We start from the raw sequence: 16945 nt of genomic DNA on the forward strand, positions 1-16945 counted from the left end.
TACTATCCAATGAGTAAAAACACGTCCGATCTGTCCTCCCACACCCCGATGATGCAGCAGTACTGGCGCCTGAAAAACCAGCACCCTGATCAGTTGATGTTCTATCGCATGGGCGACTTCTACGAGATCTTCTATGAAGACGCGAAGAAGGCGGCCAAATTGCTGGACATCACCCTGACCGCGCGCGGGCAGTCGGCAGGGCAGTCGATTCCGATGTGTGGGATTCCTTACCACTCGCTGGAAGGCTACCTCGTCAAACTGGTGAAGCTGGGCGAGTCGGTGGTGATCTGCGAGCAGATCGGTGACCCAGCTACCAGCAAGGGGCCGGTTGAACGTCAGGTGGTGCGCATTATTACGCCGGGGACGGTGAGTGATGAGGCGCTGCTGGATGAGCGACGTGACAACCTGATCGCCGCCGTCCTGGGCGATGAGCGTTTGTTCGGCCTTTCCGTACTGGATATCACCAGCGGCAACTTCAGCGTGCAGGAGATCAAAGGTTGGGAGAACCTGCTGGCGGAGCTGGAGCGCATCAACCCGGTGGAGTTGTTGATCCCGGATGACTGGCCAAAAGACTTGCCGGCAGAAAAGCGTCGTGGGACCAAGCGTCGCGCGCCGTGGGATTTCGAGCGTGATTCGGCGTTGAAAAGCCTGTGCCAGCAATTCTCGGTGCAAGACCTCAAGGGCTTCGGCTGTGAAACCCTGACCCTGGCCATCGGCGCCGCCGGTTGCCTGCTCAGCTACGCCAAGGAAACCCAGCGCACCGCCCTGCCGCACTTGCGCAGCCTGCGTCATGAGCGACTGGACGACACTGTGGTGCTCGATGGCGCGAGCCGTCGCAACCTGGAGCTGGACACTAACCTGGCCGGTGGTCGCGACAACACGTTGCAATCGGTAGTGGACCGCTGCCAGACCGCCATGGGCAGCCGCCTGCTGACCCGCTGGCTGAACCGCCCGCTACGCGACCTGACCGTCCTGCAAGCGCGCCAGACGTCGATTACTTGCCTGCTGGACGGCTATCGCTTTGAAAAGCTGCAACCGCAGCTCAAGGAAATCGGCGATATCGAGCGCATCCTGGCGCGGATCGGCCTGCGTAATGCGCGGCCCCGTGACCTGGCACGCCTGCGCGACGCGCTCAGCGCGCTGCCGCAGTTGCAAGTGGCAATGACCGAGCTGGACACGCCCCACCTGCAACAACTCGCCGTCACAGCCGGCACCTACCCGGCACTCGCGGCGCTGCTGGAAAAGGCCATTATCGACAACCCGCCGGCGATTATCCGCGATGGCGGCGTACTCAAGACCGGTTACGACAGCGAACTGGATGAGTTGCAGTCCCTGAGCGAAAACGCCGGGCAGTTCCTGATCGACCTGGAAGCCCGCGAAAAAGCGCGCACCGGCCTGGCCAACCTCAAGGTCGGCTACAACCGCGTGCATGGCTACTTTATCGAGTTGCCGAGCAAGCAGGCCGAGTCGGCGCCCATCGATTACCAGCGTCGCCAGACCCTCAAAGGCGCTGAGCGCTTTATCACGCCAGAGCTGAAAGAATTCGAAGACAAGGCGCTGTCGGCCAAGAGTCGCGCCCTGGCCCGGGAAAAGATGCTCTATGAAAACCTGCTTGAAGACCTGATCAGCCAACTGGCGCCGCTTCAGGACACCGCCGCTGCCCTGGCAGAGCTGGATGTACTGAGCAACCTTGCCGAACGCGCGCTGAACCTCGACTTGAACTGCCCGCGGTTTGTCAGCGAGCCCTGCATGCGCATCGTGCAAGGTCGCCACCCGGTGGTGGAGCAGGTGCTCACCACGCCGTTCGTCGCCAACGACCTGTCGCTGGATGACGATACGCGCATGCTGGTCATCACCGGTCCGAACATGGGCGGTAAATCCACCTATATGCGCCAAACCGCCCTGATCGTGCTGCTGGCGCATATTGGCAGCTTCGTACCGGCGGCCAGTTGCGAACTGTCCCTGGTGGACCGCATCTTCACGCGGATCGGCTCCAGCGATGACCTGGCCGGTGGCCGTTCGACCTTTATGGTGGAAATGAGCGAAACCGCGAATATCCTGCACAACGCCACCGACCGCAGCCTGGTGCTGATGGACGAAGTCGGTCGCGGCACCAGTACCTTCGACGGCCTGTCCCTGGCTTGGGCGGCGGCCGAACGCCTGGCGCACCTGCGCGCCTATACGCTGTTTGCCACCCACTACTTCGAACTGACCGTGTTGCCGGAAAGCGAGCCGTTAGTGGCCAACGTGCATCTCAATGCCACCGAGCACAACGAGCGCATCGTGTTCCTGCACCATGTGCTGCCAGGGCCGGCCAGCCAGAGTTACGGCCTGGCCGTGGCGCAACTGGCGGGCGTGCCCAACGACGTAATCGCCCGCGCCCGCGAGCACCTCAGCCGCCTGGAGGCCACGGCCCTGCCCCACGAAACCGTGGTCGCGAGCCCGAAAAAAACCAACAGCAAAACCAGCGCGCCACACCAGAGTGATATGTTCGCCACCCTGCCCCATCCGGTACTGGAGGAGTTGGCAAAGCTTGACCTGGACGACTTGACGCCGAGAAAAGCGCTGGAAATGCTCTATACACTGAAGACACGGGTCTAACGCAGACGCTTGCAAGCTGATATTATCTCGCGCGGTTTGGGATGCTGCGGGCTTTTAGCCTGGTCCGCAGACTATCGCTTTCGAACCTCGCGAGCCCCACCATAAGGGGTTTCGCTGCCGCCGCCTGAGGAGAAAATTAGAAATGACCTTCGTCGTCACCGACAACTGCATCAAGTGCAAGTACACCGACTGCGTAGAAGTGTGTCCGGTGGACTGCTTCTACGAAGGCCCGAATTTCCTGGTCATCCACCCGGACGAGTGCATTGACTGCGCCCTGTGTGAGCCTGAATGCCCGGCCGTCGCTATTTTCTCCGAGGACGAAGTCCCGGAAGACATGCAGGAATTTATCCAGTTGAACGTCGAGCTGGCTGAAATCTGGCCGAACATCACCGAGAAGAAAGAACCGCTGCCGGACGCGGAAGAGTGGGATGGCAAAAAAGGCAAGATCAAAGAACTCGAGCGCTGACAGCGTCGCAGTCCAAAAAAAAGGCCCTTCCGGGCCTTTTTTGCGTTCAGGGGCAGACGCTCACTTTTCTCCAGGCAAAAAAAAAGGGGCGGTATGACCCGCCCACATTTTTTCCCTAGTCCCTTTATTCCTTTTCATCATCCTGATGAATCGCATCCTGCGACGTTCCTTCAAGCCATCGTTCCTTGATGGCCGTGCCAATCCGTGGACACAGGGCTGATCTTAGAGAGTTCCCGGCGAAGTTCAACGCGATCCAACCGCTGGACTGACAGCTATCATTGCTCGAGATACAATAAATAGTTGTTATATTTCAATCAGATAGAAAAACACTCCGGTATTTAGAGGCGCTACGGGCGGGCAAAAAAACCAAACACTTACGTAAAAGTAAGCGAATGCTTACACGCGCCATTGCGTAAAAGCGCAATTCGCCGCTTTGGCAGTCCCGACTCGATCCTGCCCCCCTCAATCTTCACTGACAGTGATAGTCGGCATGGCCTGCGTCGCAGCCTCTTGCAGCACGATTCGTGCGCCGACATGGCGGGCCAGCTCCTGATAGATCATCGCGATCTGGCCATCGGGCTCGGCCGCCACGGTAGGCTTGCCGCCGTCGGCCTGCTCGCGAATACCCATCGACAACGGCAATGAGGCCAGCAGTTCGACGCCATACTGGGTCGCCAGCTTCTCGCCTCCCCCTTCACCGAACAAGTGCTCGGCATGGCCGCAGTTGGAGCAGATGTGCACCGCCATGTTCTCCACCACGCCCAGCACCGGGATATTGACCTTGCGGAACATCTCGACGCCTTTCTTCGCGTCGAGCAGCGCCAGGTCCTGGGGCGTGGTCACGATCACCGAGCCAGCCACCGGGACTTTTTGCGCCAGGGTCAGTTGGATATCGCCCGTGCCCGGCGGCATATCGATCACCAGGTAGTCCAGGTCGCCCCAGGCAGTCTGCGTGACCAGTTGCAGCAGTGCGCCGGACACCATCGGCCCGCGCCAGACCATCGGCGTGTTGTCATCGGTGAGGAAGGCCATGGACATCACTTCCACGCCCATGGACTCAATCGGCAAGAACCATTTCTGGTCCTTGACCTTCGGCCGCGTGCCCTCGGCAATGCCGAACATCACGCCTTGGCTCGGGCCGTAGATATCGGCGTCAAGAATGCCCACCCGCGCACCTTCACGCGCCAGGGCCAGGGCCAGGTTGGCCGCCGTGGTGGACTTACCCACACCGCCCTTGCCGGACGCCACTGCGACCACGTTCTTGACGTTGGCCAGGCCTGGGATCTGCGCCTGGGCCTTGTGCGGCGCGATCACGCACCGAATGTCGACCTTGGCCGACCCCACGCCGTCCAGGCCTTCGATGGCCATTTGCAGCATCTGCGCCCAGCCGCTCTTGAACAGGCCGGCGGCATAACCCAGTTCCATCTGGACCGACACCTGATCGCCCTGGACCTCGATGGCGCGTACACAGCCGGCACTGACCGGGTCCTGGTTCAAATAGGGGTCGGTGTATTGGCGAAGAACGGCTTCCACCGCTGCGCGATTGACGGCGCTCATGGGCTACTCCCGAAAAAAGACTGACTGAAACAGGCGGCTATCCTAACCGTTCCAGCGGCTTAACGGCATGCTTTCGAAGACAGGGAAGATGCTGAAACAACGCCACGGGGTGAAATAAATTTCCCGGCGCTTTATAGTGGCCGACCTCCGTTTCATCAAGTAGCCGAGCCCCATGTCCGAGCCACGCAAGATCCTCGTCACCAGCGCCCTGCCCTATGCCAATGGTTCCATCCATCTTGGCCATATGCTTGAGTACATCCAGACCGATATGTGGGTGCGCTTCCAGAAGCATCGCGGCAATCAATGCATCTATGTCTGCGCGGACGACGCCCACGGCTCGGCCATCATGTTGCGCGCCGAAAAGGAAGGGATCACCCCGGAACAACTGATCGCCAATGTGCAGGCTGAACACAGCGCCGACTTTGCCGATTTCCTGGTGGACTTCGACAACTTCCACTCGACCCACTCCGACGAAAACCGCGAGCTGTCGAGCCAGATCTATAAGCGCTTGCGCGACGCCGGGCACATTGCCACGCGTTCGATCACGCAGTATTTCGACCCGGAAAAGAAAATGTTCCTGGCCGACCGCTTCATCAAGGGCACCTGCCCAAAATGCGGCACCGAAGACCAGTACGGCGACAACTGCGAAAAATGCGGTGCCACCTACGCACCGACTGACCTGAAGAACCCGCGTTCGGCTATCTCCGGCGCCATCCCGGTGCTCAAGGATTCCCAGCACTTCTTCTTCAAGCTCCCGGATTTCCAGCAGATGCTGCAAACCTGGACCCGCAGCGGCACCCTGCAGGACGCCGTGGCGAACAAGATCGCCGAATGGCTGGACGCCGGCCTGCAACAGTGGGACATCTCCCGCGATGCGCCGTACTTCGGCTTCGAAATCCCCGACGAGCCAGGCAAGTACTTCTACGTGTGGCTGGACGCGCCGATCGGCTACATGGCCAGCTTCAAGAACCTCTGCGCCCGCACGCCGGAGCTGGACTTCGACGCTTTCTGGGGCAAGGACTCCACCGCCGAGCTGTACCACTTCATCGGCAAGGACATCGTCAACTTCCACGCCCTGTTCTGGCCAGCCATGCTCGAAGGTTCGGGCTACCGCAAGCCAACCGGCATCGCCGTACACGGTTACCTGACGGTCAATGGCCAGAAGATGTCCAAGTCCCGTGGCACCTTTATCAAGGCGCGCACCTACCTGGACCACCTGTCACCGGAATACCTGCGCTACTACTACGCCTCCAAGCTAGGCCGTGGCGTCGACGACCTCGACCTGAACCTGGAAGACTTCGTGCAGAAGGTCAACTCCGACCTGGTGGGCAAAGTCGTCAACATCGCCAGCCGTTGCGCCGGGTTCATCCACAAGGGCAACGCCGGTGTGATGGTGGCGGAAAATGCCGCGCCGGAACTGACCGAGGCCTTCCTGGCCGCTGCGCCAAGCATTGCCGATGCCTATGAGGCCCGCGACTTTGCCCGCGCGATGCGCGAGATCATGGGCCTGGCCGACCGTGCCAACGCCTGGATCGCCGACAAGGCACCGTGGTCGCTGAACAAGCAGGAAGGCAAGCAGGCTGAAGTCCAGGCGATCTGCGCCACCGGCGTCAACCTGTTCCGCCAGTTGGTGATCTTCCTCAAGCCCGTGCTGCCATTGCTGGCCGCCGACGCCGAGGCGTTCCTCAACGTCGCGCCGCTGACATGGAATGACCACGCCACCCTGCTCGGCAACCACCCGCTGAACGAGTTCAAGCCGCTGATGACCCGCATCGACCCGGTAAAAGTCCAGGCCATGACCGACGCTTCGAAAGAAGACCTGGTCGCCAGCCAGACCGATACCGGCGAATCGACGCCAGCGGGCAACGGTGAACTGGCCAAGGACCCCCTCTCCCCGGAGATCGAGTTCGACGCCTTTGCCGCCGTGGACCTGCGCGTTGCGCTGATCGTCAAGGCCGAAGCCGTTGAAGGTGCCGACAAGCTGCTGCGCCTGACCTTGGATATCGGTGACGAGCAACGCAACGTGTTCTCCGGGATCAAGAGCGCCTATCCGGACCCTTCCAAGCTCAATGGTCGCCTGACCATGATGATCGCCAACCTCAAGCCGCGGAAAATGAAGTTCGGTATTTCCGAAGGCATGGTGATGGCGGCTGGCCCTGGCGGCGAAGAAATCTACCTGCTGAGCCCTGACAGCGGCGCCAAGCCGGGTCAACGCATCAAGTAAGCCCGGCGAAACAGCCCTGTCGTTACGGCGACGGGGCTTTTCAGCTAGTACCCCCTTCTCGCTTGCCGGATAATCAGGCCCTGTTTGCTTAACCGGCATGACCATGACCGATATGTTCCTCACCCTTGTCAGCGCCGCCCTGATCAGCAACTTCGTGTTGCAGATGCCGCTGGCGGTCGACCCGGTGCTGGCCCTGGCCTCACGCCAGCGGCTGCATGCCCTCGGGATCGCCACCACCCTATTGATGGTGCTCAGCGGCGTGCTGGGTTATCTGCTGGACCACTATCTGTTGCAGCCGTTCGCATTGACGACACTGCGGCTATTTGTGTTTTTGCCGCTGACCGCGCTGTTGATCCACCCGGTGCTCAGCCTGCTGACGCGCGTGCGCCCCGCCTTGGTAACCAACGGTCTGTGGCCACTGCTGCTGGGTAACGCCGGCGTACTGGCCGTGGTCGTGATGGGCACACAAAATGATAAAGGCGTGGTGCACATGGCCGCATTGAGCCTGGGCGCCGGGCTCGGTTTCTGGCTGGTGCTGAGCCTGTTCAGCGACTTGCGCCAACGCATCGCCGACAACGACATCCCCCTGCCTTTTCGCGGCCTGCCGGTCGAACTGATCAGCGTCGGGCTGATGGCAGTGGCTTTCTTCGGCTTCAACGCAATGTTCAAAGCATGAACCTGATTCAACGTATCGACGCGCTGCTGCCGCAGACTCAATGCGGCAAGTGCGGCCACCCAGGCTGCAAGCCTTACGCCGAAGGTATTGCCCAGGGTGAGGCGATTAACAAGTGCCCGCCGGGTGGGCAGGAAACCATCGCCGGGCTGGCACAGTTGCTGAAAGTGCCGGTGCTGGAACTGGACGCCACGCGGGGCGAGGCACCCGCGCAGGTTGCGTATATCCGCGAAGCCGAGTGCATCGGTTGCACCAAGTGCATCCAGGCATGCCCGGTGGACGCCATCGTCGGCGCCGCCAAGCTGATGCACACGGTGATCATCGACGAATGCACGGGTTGTGACCTGTGCGTCGCGCCCTGCCCGGTCGATTGCATCGAAATGCACCCGTTGCTCACGGCGCTACCCATCGTCGGAGGCCTCGCCACCAACGAAGACCAACGCCGTCAGCGCGGCCTCAAGCGTGATCGTGCACGACGGCGCTTTGAGCAACGCAATGCACGTCTGCGACGGGAAGAAGCGCTCAAGATCGCCGAACGCCTGGCCCGGACCAGACACACCGCTGCGCCGGAGCCAGTGCAGGTCGATAAAGCCCAGGCGGCGAGGGAGGCAGCGGTCAAGCAAGCGAAAATCAGCGTGGCCATGAGTCGCGCCCAACTGCACAAATCCTTGAAGGCGTTCGGGCATCCACCGACGTTTGAGCAGCAGTCGCAATTGATCGTGCTGCAACAGCAGTTCGAGGCCGCAGAGCAGGCACTTGCCGCGCTGGAGTTGAACAGCGCCCCCAAGACTGCAGCCCCCAGTAATACCGCCGAACTCAAGCGCGCCAAGATCCAACTGGCCATGCGCCGCGCAGAGCTGAAGAGAGCCCAGGATCAGAAGGCCGACCCGCAGCAATTGGCCGAGGCGCAAGGCAAGCTGGATGAGGCACAGCGCCTGGTGGACGCCCATGACAACGCCTGATCCGCAGCAGGCCTTGCAGCGCGTGTTGCTCGCAACGCTGCCGGGCGTCGTGGCGCTGTGCTGGTGGTACGGATGGGGGGTGTTGATCAATTTGATCTTGGCTGGGGGATGCGCGCTGCTCGTGGACGCGGGTGTCGACCGCCTGCGCGGACGGCGCGTTCGTGACCTGAGCAGCCTGGTCAGCGCCACACTGCTGGCCCTGGCCCTGCCACCCTATTGTCCCTGGTGGCTGTGTGTAGCCGCTGTCACCGGAGGGTTGCTGCTGGGCAAGCACTTGTATGGTGGCAATCGAAACCCATTCAATCCGGCCATGGTCGGGTACGCCCTGATGCTGGTGGCCTTTCCCCAACCCATGAGCCACTGGCCCGCGCCCCATGGCCTGGACCTGCTGGCCGGCGTCAATCAGGTTCTGGGCCTGCACGGCGCGGCGCCGGATGCCTGGGCCCAGGCCACCGCCTTGGATGCCCTGCGAATCAACAAGAGCCTGACCATCGACGAGCTGTTCGCGCGCAGCCCGGCATTTGGGCATTTCGGCGGTAGGGCCAGCGAGTGGGTCGGCCTGGCCTATCTCATGGGTGGCCTCTGGCTGTTATGGCAGCGCGTGTTCAGCTGGCATGCACCCGTTGGCATGCTGGGCAGCCTATTTGTGATAAGCCTGCTGTGCTGGAACGGGTCGGGTTCGGATTCCCATGGCTCGCCGCTGTTTCATCTGCTGACCGGCGCCACCCTTCTCGGCGCCTTTTTCATCATCACCGAGCCGGTGTCGGGCCCCAGGAGCCCGCGGGCACGCCTGCTCTTTGGCGCGGGCGTAGGCGCGCTGACCTATCTGATTCGCACGTGGGGCGGTTACCCGGACGGGGTAGCCTTCGCAGTACTGCTGATGAACCTGGCCGTGCCCGCGCTGGAGCGCCTGGTAGCACCGAAACAGCCGCAGGTGAATGCATGAGAGTCACCCGAGGCCTGCTGTTGGCGCTGCTGATTAGCATGGGCGGCATCGCCTTGACCTTGGGGCTGCAGCACCTGACCGCCGGCCATGCCGCGCTCCAAGCCCAGACGCAACAGCGTCAGGCCCTGCTCGACCTGCTACCCGCGGACCGCTACGACAACCAGCCCTTGGACCAGGCGCTGGCGATCGCTCCCCAACCCTTGTCAAACAGCCAGCTTCAAGGTGGCTACCTGGCAACCCTGGCCGGCCAGGCAAGCGCCGTGATCCTGCGGTTACAAGCCAACGGCTACGGCGGGCCGATTGAACTGCTGGTGGCCATCGACCGCGACGGTAAGCTGCTGGCAATCAAACCGCTGGAGCACTCGGAAACCCCAAGCCTTGGTGGCCATATCAGTGAGCCCGGCAACCCTTGGCTGGCCGCCTTCAAAGGCCGCACCCGCAGCGACCTGAAAGACCCGACATTCGATCAGATGGCAGGCGCGACCCTGACTTCCCGCGCGGTGTCCAATGCCGCCCACGATGCGCTGCGTTTTTTCGACGAACATCGATCTGCATTGCTGGAGCACGCGGCCCATGACTAAAGCCTTTGGCCTGGCCAATACGCTGATGCTGACACCGTTGATCGGAGTGAGTGACACGCTGCCCAAGGCCCTGAGTTTCCTGGGGCTGTCCGTGCTAGTCGTGACGCTGTATGGCCTGGTCATGGCAGGTGTGCGATCCCGTCTCAGCGCCCCCTTACGGTTGATTGCCAGCCTGATGCTGGCCGCGACCCTGGTCAGTGTCGTGCAGTTACTGTTGCAGGCATTTGCACTCACGACCTATCAGCAACTGGGCCTCTATCTCGCCATGATCAGCGTGCAATGCGTAGTACTGGAACACGGCGGCTTCTTCGCGGCCGGCCAGCACAAGGCACGCCTGCGGCTGTTTGGCCTTTTCGCCGCCCTGCTGATACTGCTGGGGTTGCTACGCGCCGGTACCGCCACCACATTCATGCCTGCCGGGTTTATCCTGCTCGGGTTACTGCTCGCAGGGTGCCAAGCCTGGGCCCACTACTCGAAATCACGCTGACCGCCAGCAAGGAGCCGCCCGCCCCATGAACGCCGCAAAACGATTGGAAATTTTTCGCAGGCTTCACGAAGACAATCCGGAACCCAAGACCGAACTGGCCTACTCATCGCCATTCGAGTTGCTGATTGCCGTGATTCTCTCGGCCCAATCGACCGATGTGGGCGTCAACAAGGCCACGGCCAAGCTATTTCCTGTGGCGAACACACCCGCGGCGATTTATGCCCTGGGCGTTGAGGGTTTGTCCGAGTACATCAAGACCATCGGCCTGTACAACAGCAAGGCCAAGAATGTCATCGAGACCTGCCGCCTGCTGGTGGAACGGCATGGCGGTGAAGTACCGCAAACACGCGAAGCCTTGGAAGCGCTGCCCGGCGTGGGCCGCAAGACGGCCAATGTGGTGCTCAATACGGCGTTTCGCCAGCTGACAATGGCCGTGGACACCCATATTTTTCGTGTCAGCAACCGCACCGGCATTGCACGTGGGAAGAATGTGGTGGAAGTGGAAAAGCAGCTGATGAAGTTTGTTCCCAAGCCCTATCTGCTCGATTCGCATCATTGGCTGATCCTGCACGGGCGTTATGTCTGCCAGGCGCGCAAGCCACGCTGCGGCAGCTGTCGCATCGAGGACCTGTGCGAGTACAAGGAAAAAACCTCCGACGATTGAGGAATCATTGATTTTTACGATCAGTCGATTGAAAAAATCTTTTTTACCCATCCATGGATTATCGTTATAAGGAGCGCCAACGGCAGTCTTAGCCCGGAGTTAACCTTATGAGCACTGGCAAAGAACAACTGGAAGTGGATGACGACCTCGTTGAGTCGGATGACGACGGGGCAGAAACACCTGTAGTAGAAGTGGCCAAGACCAATCTAAGCAAACGCCGCACTATCGACAATCTCCTGGAAGAGCGACGCTTGCAAAAACAGCTGGCCGACTACGATTTCGACCTCTGATAGAGCCGATGACGGCCGGAAGCCTCCCTTGCGGAGGCTTTTTTCTGCCGATCTACCTTGATGACGCCCTCCCCTATACCAGCCCGTTGCGCTGGGCCAACTCGATCAAGTCGACCAGGGAGCGTGCATTGAGCTTGAGCAGCAAGCGCGTTTTGTAAGTACTCACGGTCTTGTTGCTGAGGAACATGCCATCGGCAATCTCCTTGTTGGTTTTACCACGCGCCAATTGCTGCAATACCATCATCTCCCGGCCGGAGAGACGCTCGACCATGTCCGCCTCACTGGCGTTGCCCATGGTGGAACGTACCGAGTTCAGCGCCTGATTCGGGAAGTAACTGTAGCCGGAGAGCACCGCCTTGATAGCACTCAGCAACTCGGTCAGGTCCTGCTGCTTGCACACGTAGCCGGCCGCCCCTGCCTGCATGCAACGCATAGAGAAATGCCCGGGTGCCTGCGATGTCAGCACCAGCACCTTGAACGGCGTGGCCTGTTTGGTGGAGGACAGTCGACAGATAACTTCCAGACCATCCAGTTTGGGAATTCCAATATCCAGTATGACAATGTCCGGCATATGCTCCCGCGCAAGTTGCAACGCATCGACACCGTTATCGGTCTCGGCAACGACCTCATAACCATGGCGTTCCATTAGCATACGCACAGCAAGACGAATGACGGGATGATCATCCACGATCAGCACTTTATTCATGAGAAAGTCCAATTTCGCTGTTCGAATTATTCAGAGCAAGCACAATAGCCTAGTCGTTTCCTAGTTGGCATAGCATTCCCCCCTGAGCAACAGCAAGCAGAGACCCAACCCACAACCAGATAGGAATTAACCTACAAAAAATCACCAACGCGGATGTATCGAGTTTTATGGAGCCTTTCAGACCTTTCCGGGGGCACACATATTTTGAGTGAAATATCCAATACATAAGGGGGTGAAGGTAAACGTGGCGCACAGGAGTTTCAGGAAACGCCCCTTGTTTGTCGCCTTCACGCGTACGAGCTGGCAAAAAAAGCCTGACTCTTTCAGTTCCATTTAACATATCTACTTACACCCTAATTTTCCTACAGAACTTTCTGCGTCTTACAACTGCCCCGCACTTTTGTGAGTGAATTTTCTGTAAGACATAGTTCCTGATCAGGTGTAAATAATTCATTCATACCTTTAAAAACAGCTACGCCCGCAAACTCAACTTTTTAAGCGCTTAAAATTCCGCATTAAACAATGCTTAAACATATGGGGTTCCCACCTTTTTCAAGGCAAAAAAAATGGCCCCTTGAAAAAGGGGCCATCTTTCACACCATCTTAAAGACTCAGAACAACTTGCGACCCTTGTTGGCCGCAATGCGCATGCGCAGTGCGTTCAACTTGATGAAGCCTGCCGCGTCCGCCTGGTTGTAGGCGCCGCCATCTTCTTCGAAGGTGGCGATATTGGCGTCGAACAGCGATTCATCCGACTTACGACCAGTAACGATCACATTGCCCTTGTACAGCTTCAGACGTACAACGCCGTTCACGTGGACCTGGGAAGCATCGATCATCTGTTGCAGCATCAGGCGCTCAGGGCTCCACCAGTAGCCGGTGTAGATCAGGCTGGCGTACTTGGGCATCAGCTCGTCTTTGAGGTGAGCCACTTCGCGATCCAGGGTGATGGATTCGATGGCGCGGTGAGCGCGCAGCATGATGGTGCCACCCGGGGTTTCATAGCAGCCACGGGACTTCATGCCCACGTAGCGGTTCTCGACGATGTCGAGACGGCCGATACCGTGCGCGCCACCGATACGGTTCAAGGTCGCCAGCACGGTGGCCGGGGTCATTTCGACACCGTCCAGCGCGACGATATCGCCGTTGCGGTAGGTCAGTTCCAGGTATTGCGGCTTGTCGGGAGCGTTCTCCGGGGAGACGGTCCATTTCCACATGTCTTCTTCGTGCTCGGTCCAGGTGTCTTCCAGCACGCCGCCTTCATAGGAGATGTGCAGCAGGTTGGCATCCATCGAGTACGGGGATTTCTTCTTGCCATGACGCTCGATCGGGATCGCGTGCTTTTCAGCGTAATCCATCAGCTTTTCACGGGACAGCAGGTCCCACTCACGCCAAGGAGCAATCACTTTCACACCAGGCTTCAGCGCGTAGGCGCCCAATTCGAAGCGTACCTGGTCGTTGCCCTTGCCGGTGGCACCATGGGAAATGGCGTCAGCGCCGGTTTCGTTGGCGATTTCGATCAAGCGCTTGGCGATCAGCGGGCGTGCGATGGAAGTACCCAGCAGGTACTCACCTTCGTAGACGGTGTTGGCGCGAAACATCGGGAAAACGAAATCGCGGACGAACTCTTCGCGCAGGTCGTCAATGTAGATCTCTTTCACGCCCATGGCTTGCGCCTTGGCACGTGCAGGTTCGACCTCTTCGCCCTGACCCAGGTCAGCGGTGAAGGTCACCACTTCACAGTTATAAGTATCCTGCAGCCACTTGAGGATCACCGAAGTGTCCAGGCCGCCGGAATACGCGAGAACGACCTTGTTTACGTCGGCCATGCCATCACTCCACGGGGTTTTACGGAAAGGCGTCGATTCTACCGACCAAAACCGTGAATTTACAGGGGCGCGACAGCAAATGAAGATAAAGCGACAGATTATGTCGACCGAGCGACCGATGGTCGCACCTTATGACGTGGCAGCAGGGTTGCTGGGGGCCTTGGCCTGGGGCGCCGTTTTGTCCGGAACGGCAACGCGCTCGAGCTGAATGTTCACGCGGCGGTTACGGGCGCGGTTGGCGGCGTTGGTATTAGGCGCCAGGGGGTAGCTTTCGCCATGGAAGCGCATCGTGATCTGCGACTCCTGGATACCATTGGCCTTGAAGTAGTCCATCACCGCCAGGGCACGCCGGCGCGACACATCGCGGTTGGTCAGGCGATTGCCGCTGTTGTCGGAGTGGCCGTTCAACTCGATATGGTTCACCGTCGGGTCGGCTTTCATGAACGCGAGAATCACCGCCAGCTTGCGCTTGGCCGCAGCATCCAGTTCGATGCCTCCACCGGGGAAGCCGATTTCGGTCTGTTTGACCTGATCGTAATTCATCGGTAACAGCTTGGCGGTGCACAGTTGATAGTCGTTATAGGCCTTGTTGAATTTCACCGGTAACAGGCGAATTTCCGAATAGCCGCCCTCGCGGGCGTAATGCCGCACGGTCGGGCTGCGCCCCTCGAGCAAACCGGTGAACAGGCGCCCGGCCTGGGCCTGGGAACTGTTGAACAGAACATCGCCACTGCCCGCGTGCACGGCGCCGAGGTTGATATCGCCCCGGCCCGGTTGCCAGGGCGCAGCGGCCGCCAGCAACGTGGCCGAGCCCGCGCCCAACGCGCCGCTGTAGGCTTTCAAACGGAACGTGGCCTGCTCGCCGGCCCGGCGCACGAACTCACCCGAGCCGAAATCGGTGATCGGCTGGGTCAGGCGGCACTCGAATTGGTCGCCTTCCACCTTCCACTCAATATTTTCCAGACGTGTCTGGAACGTGAGGGCCATCGCAGGCAGGCTGGCGAACACACTGAGCAGGGCTAGATAATGCTGGCGCACGGGAGGCTCCACTGGTTTCTACAACACTTCAAAGCGTCATACATCGTTAAGGCATACCCAGGGATATCGGTCGCATCCTGCAAAACTTGATAGCGAGTGCCTGCAAGAGTCTTTTCCGGTAGCATTCCCACCAGATTGACCCGCCTGGAATCCCCAATGTCCGACCGCCTGACCCTGCTGCGTCCCGACGACTGGCATATTCATCTTCGCGATGGTGCTGCGTTGCCCCAAACCGTGGCCGATGTAGCGCGTACGTTTGGCCGCGCCATCATCATGCCTAACCTGGTACCTCCGGTGCGCAATGCCGAGCAAGCCGACGCCTATCGCCAGCGTATCCTCGCTGCGCGGCCGGCCGGCAGCCGCTTCGAACCGCTGATGGTGCTCTACCTGACCGACCGCACCCAGCCCGAAGAAATTCGTGAGGCCAAGGCCTGCGGTTTCGTGCACGCCGCCAAGCTGTACCCGGCGGGCGCAACCACCAACTCCGACTCAGGCGTGACCAGCATCGATAAGATCCTGCCCGCCATCGAGGCCATGGCTGAAGTTGGAATGCCGCTGTTGATCCACGGTGAAGTCACCCGTGGCGACGTCGACGTGTTCGATCGCGAGAAGATCTTCATCGACGAGCACATGCGCCGCGTGGTCGAGCTGTTCCCCACGCTCAAGGTGGTGTTCGAACACATCACCACGGCGGATGCCGTGCAGTTCGTCACCGAGGCCTCGGCCAACGTGGGCGCGACCATCACTGCGCATCACCTGCTCTACAACCGCAACCACATGCTGGTGGGCGGGATTCGGCCGCACTTCTATTGCCTGCCGATTCTCAAGCGCAATACCCACCAGGTGGCCTTGCTGGACGCCGCCACCAGCGGCAACCCGAAGTTCTTCCTCGGTACCGACTCGGCTCCCCATGCCCAGCACGCCAAGGAAGCCGCATGCGGTTGTGCCGGGTGCTACACCGCGTATGCCGCCATCGAGCTGTATGCCGAAGCATTCGAACAGCGCAATGCCCTGGACAAGCTCGAAGGCTTCGCCAGCCTCAACGGTCCACGTTTCTATGGCCTGCCGGCGAATACCGATCGCATTACCCTGGTCCGTGAAGACTGGACCGCCCCTGCCAGCCTGCCGTTTGGCGAGCTGACTGTTATCCCGCTGCGCGCCGGTGAAACACTGCGCTGGCGCCTGCTGGAGGAAAGCAAGTGAGTGAAGACCATTACGACGACGAACACGAGCATAGCGGTGGCGGTTCCCGTCACCCGATGGCCGAGCGGTTTCGCGGCTATCTGCCGGTTGTCATCGACGTAGAAACCGGGGGCTTCAACTGCGCCACCGATGCCCTGCTGGAAATCGCGGCCACCACCATTGGCATGGATGAACAGGGCTTCGTGTTCCCGGAACACACGCACTTCTTCCGGGTTGAACCGTTCGAAGGCGCCAATATCGAAGCCGCGGCCCTGGAGTTCACCGGGATCAAGCTTGATCACCCATTGCGCATGGCAGTCAGTGAAGAAGCGGCGCTGACCGATATCTTTCGTGGCGTGCGCAAGGCATTGAAGGCCAATGGCTGCAAACGCGCGATCCTGGTGGGTCACAACAGCAGCTTCGACCTGGGCTTCCTCAACGCCGCAGTGGCGCGCCTGGACATGAAGCGCAACCCGTTCCACCCGTTCTCCAGCTTTGACACGGCGACCCTGGCAGGCTTGGCCTATGGCCAGACCGTCTTGGCCAAAGCCTGCCAGGCGGCCGGTATCGACTTTGACGGACGCGAAGCCCATTCGGCCCGCTACGACACTGAAAAGACCGCCGAACTGTTCTGCGGTATCGTCAACCGTTGGAAACAGATGGGTGGCTGGGAAGACTTCAGCGACTGAGTTCATCGCCCGCGCATAAAAAAACCGGCCCTCTCAGGCCGGTTTTTTTT

15 protein-coding genes and 1 pseudogene are annotated in these 16945 nt (G+C 60.0%); 12 read left to right on the plus strand and 4 right to left on the minus strand.

The genetic code is table 11. The annotated features are described in order from the left end of the window. Window positions 1-9: 9 nt before the first annotated feature. Both mutS and fdxA read left to right on the plus strand, forming a co-directional pair. The gene (gene mutS, locus QU606_RS10195; protein ID WP_024073729.1) at window positions 10-2601 is read left to right on the plus strand and encodes a DNA mismatch repair protein MutS; all 2592 of its coding nucleotides are present in this window, start codon (window positions 10-12) and stop codon (window positions 2599-2601) included. Between the two features lie 142 nt (window positions 2602-2743). Then, window positions 2744-3067: a ferredoxin FdxA gene (gene fdxA / locus QU606_RS10200; protein ID WP_024073728.1), complete on the plus strand. Its 324-nt coding sequence runs from the start codon at window positions 2744-2746 to the stop codon at window positions 3065-3067. 462 nt (window positions 3068-3529) lie between these two features. Here the strand turns inward: fdxA and apbC are convergent, their stop codons facing one another. Beyond that, entirely contained in the window at window positions 3530-4624 is a 1095-nt protein-coding gene (gene apbC, locus QU606_RS10205) for an iron-sulfur cluster carrier protein ApbC (RefSeq protein WP_304998358.1), read from the minus strand. Between the two features lie 172 nt (window positions 4625-4796). On the opposite strand from apbC, the gene metG reads away from it, so the two are divergent. The 8 genes and pseudogenes from metG to QU606_RS10245 all read left to right on the plus strand — a co-directional run bounded on the left by metG (window position 4797) and on the right by QU606_RS10245 (window position 11451). Continuing rightward, window positions 4797-6848, plus strand: a complete 2052-nt coding sequence (gene metG, locus QU606_RS10210) for a methionine--tRNA ligase (protein ID WP_069075357.1) — start codon at window positions 4797-4799, stop codon at window positions 6846-6848. 103 nt (window positions 6849-6951) lie between these two features. Next, window positions 6952-7524 carry an Rnf-Nqr domain containing protein gene (locus QU606_RS10215; RefSeq protein WP_041161112.1) on the plus strand — a complete coding sequence of 191 codons (573 nt, stop codon included), beginning with the start codon at window positions 6952-6954 and terminating at the stop codon, window positions 7522-7524. A gap of 17 nt (window positions 7525-7541) precedes the next feature. Then, window positions 7542-7913 (plus strand): annotated as a pseudogene (gene rsxB, locus QU606_RS32880) (electron transport complex subunit RsxB); the annotation flags it as partial. Window positions 7914-8469: 556 nt separating this feature from the next. Continuing rightward, complete coding sequence (locus QU606_RS10225; RefSeq protein ID WP_081329155.1) at window positions 8470-9429, plus strand: RnfABCDGE type electron transport complex subunit D; 960 nt, start codon at window positions 8470-8472, stop codon at window positions 9427-9429. Next, the gene (locus QU606_RS10230) at window positions 9426-10010 is read left to right on the plus strand and encodes an RnfABCDGE type electron transport complex subunit G (RefSeq protein ID WP_150292754.1); all 585 of its coding nucleotides are present in this window, start codon (window positions 9426-9428) and stop codon (window positions 10008-10010) included. Before QU606_RS10225 ends, QU606_RS10230 begins: the two co-directional genes overlap by 4 nt. After that, window positions 10003-10497, plus strand: coding sequence for an Rnf-Nqr domain containing protein (locus QU606_RS10235; protein ID WP_024073721.1), 495 nt, complete (start codon window positions 10003-10005; stop codon window positions 10495-10497). Before QU606_RS10230 ends, QU606_RS10235 begins: the two co-directional genes overlap by 8 nt. Before the next feature lie 25 nt (window positions 10498-10522). After that, entirely contained in the window at window positions 10523-11161 is a 639-nt protein-coding gene (gene nth, locus QU606_RS10240; RefSeq protein ID WP_024073720.1) for an endonuclease III, read from the plus strand. 107 nt (window positions 11162-11268) lie between these two features. Beyond that, complete coding sequence (locus QU606_RS10245) at window positions 11269-11451, plus strand: PA3496 family putative envelope integrity protein (RefSeq protein ID WP_024073719.1); 183 nt, start codon at window positions 11269-11271, stop codon at window positions 11449-11451. Between the two features lie 73 nt (window positions 11452-11524). Here QU606_RS10245 and QU606_RS10250 read toward each other — a convergent pair whose 3' ends face one another. The 3 genes from QU606_RS10250 to QU606_RS10260 form a co-directional block, all read right to left on the minus strand. Continuing rightward, on the minus strand, window positions 11525-12157 hold the full coding sequence (locus QU606_RS10250; protein ID WP_017844627.1) for a response regulator transcription factor: 633 nt from the start codon (window positions 12155-12157) through the stop codon (window positions 11525-11527). Window positions 12158-12768: 611 nt separating this feature from the next. After that, window positions 12769-13986 (minus strand): argininosuccinate synthase, encoded by a 1218-nt coding sequence (locus QU606_RS10255; protein ID WP_024073718.1) that lies wholly within the window; start codon window positions 13984-13986, stop codon window positions 12769-12771. 129 nt (window positions 13987-14115) lie between these two features. Further along, the gene (locus QU606_RS10260) at window positions 14116-15024 is read right to left on the minus strand and encodes an OmpA family protein (protein ID WP_024073717.1); all 909 of its coding nucleotides are present in this window, start codon (window positions 15022-15024) and stop codon (window positions 14116-14118) included. A 156-nt stretch (window positions 15025-15180) separates the two neighbouring features. Between QU606_RS10260 and pyrC the strand changes: the two genes are divergently transcribed. Beyond that, on the plus strand, window positions 15181-16227 hold the full coding sequence (gene pyrC / locus QU606_RS10265; protein WP_024073716.1) for a dihydroorotase: 1047 nt from the start codon (window positions 15181-15183) through the stop codon (window positions 16225-16227). Then, window positions 16224-16895 carry a ribonuclease T gene (gene rnt / locus QU606_RS10270; RefSeq protein WP_024073715.1) on the plus strand — a complete coding sequence of 224 codons (672 nt, stop codon included), beginning with the start codon at window positions 16224-16226 and terminating at the stop codon, window positions 16893-16895. The genes pyrC and rnt overlap by 4 nt, the downstream gene beginning before the upstream one ends. Window positions 16896-16945 lie beyond the last annotated feature (50 nt).

The organism is Pseudomonas sp. OVF7 (assembly GCF_030644265.1).
In the GTDB taxonomy this organism is placed as follows: domain Bacteria; phylum Pseudomonadota; class Gammaproteobacteria; order Pseudomonadales; family Pseudomonadaceae; genus Aquipseudomonas; species Aquipseudomonas gorinensis.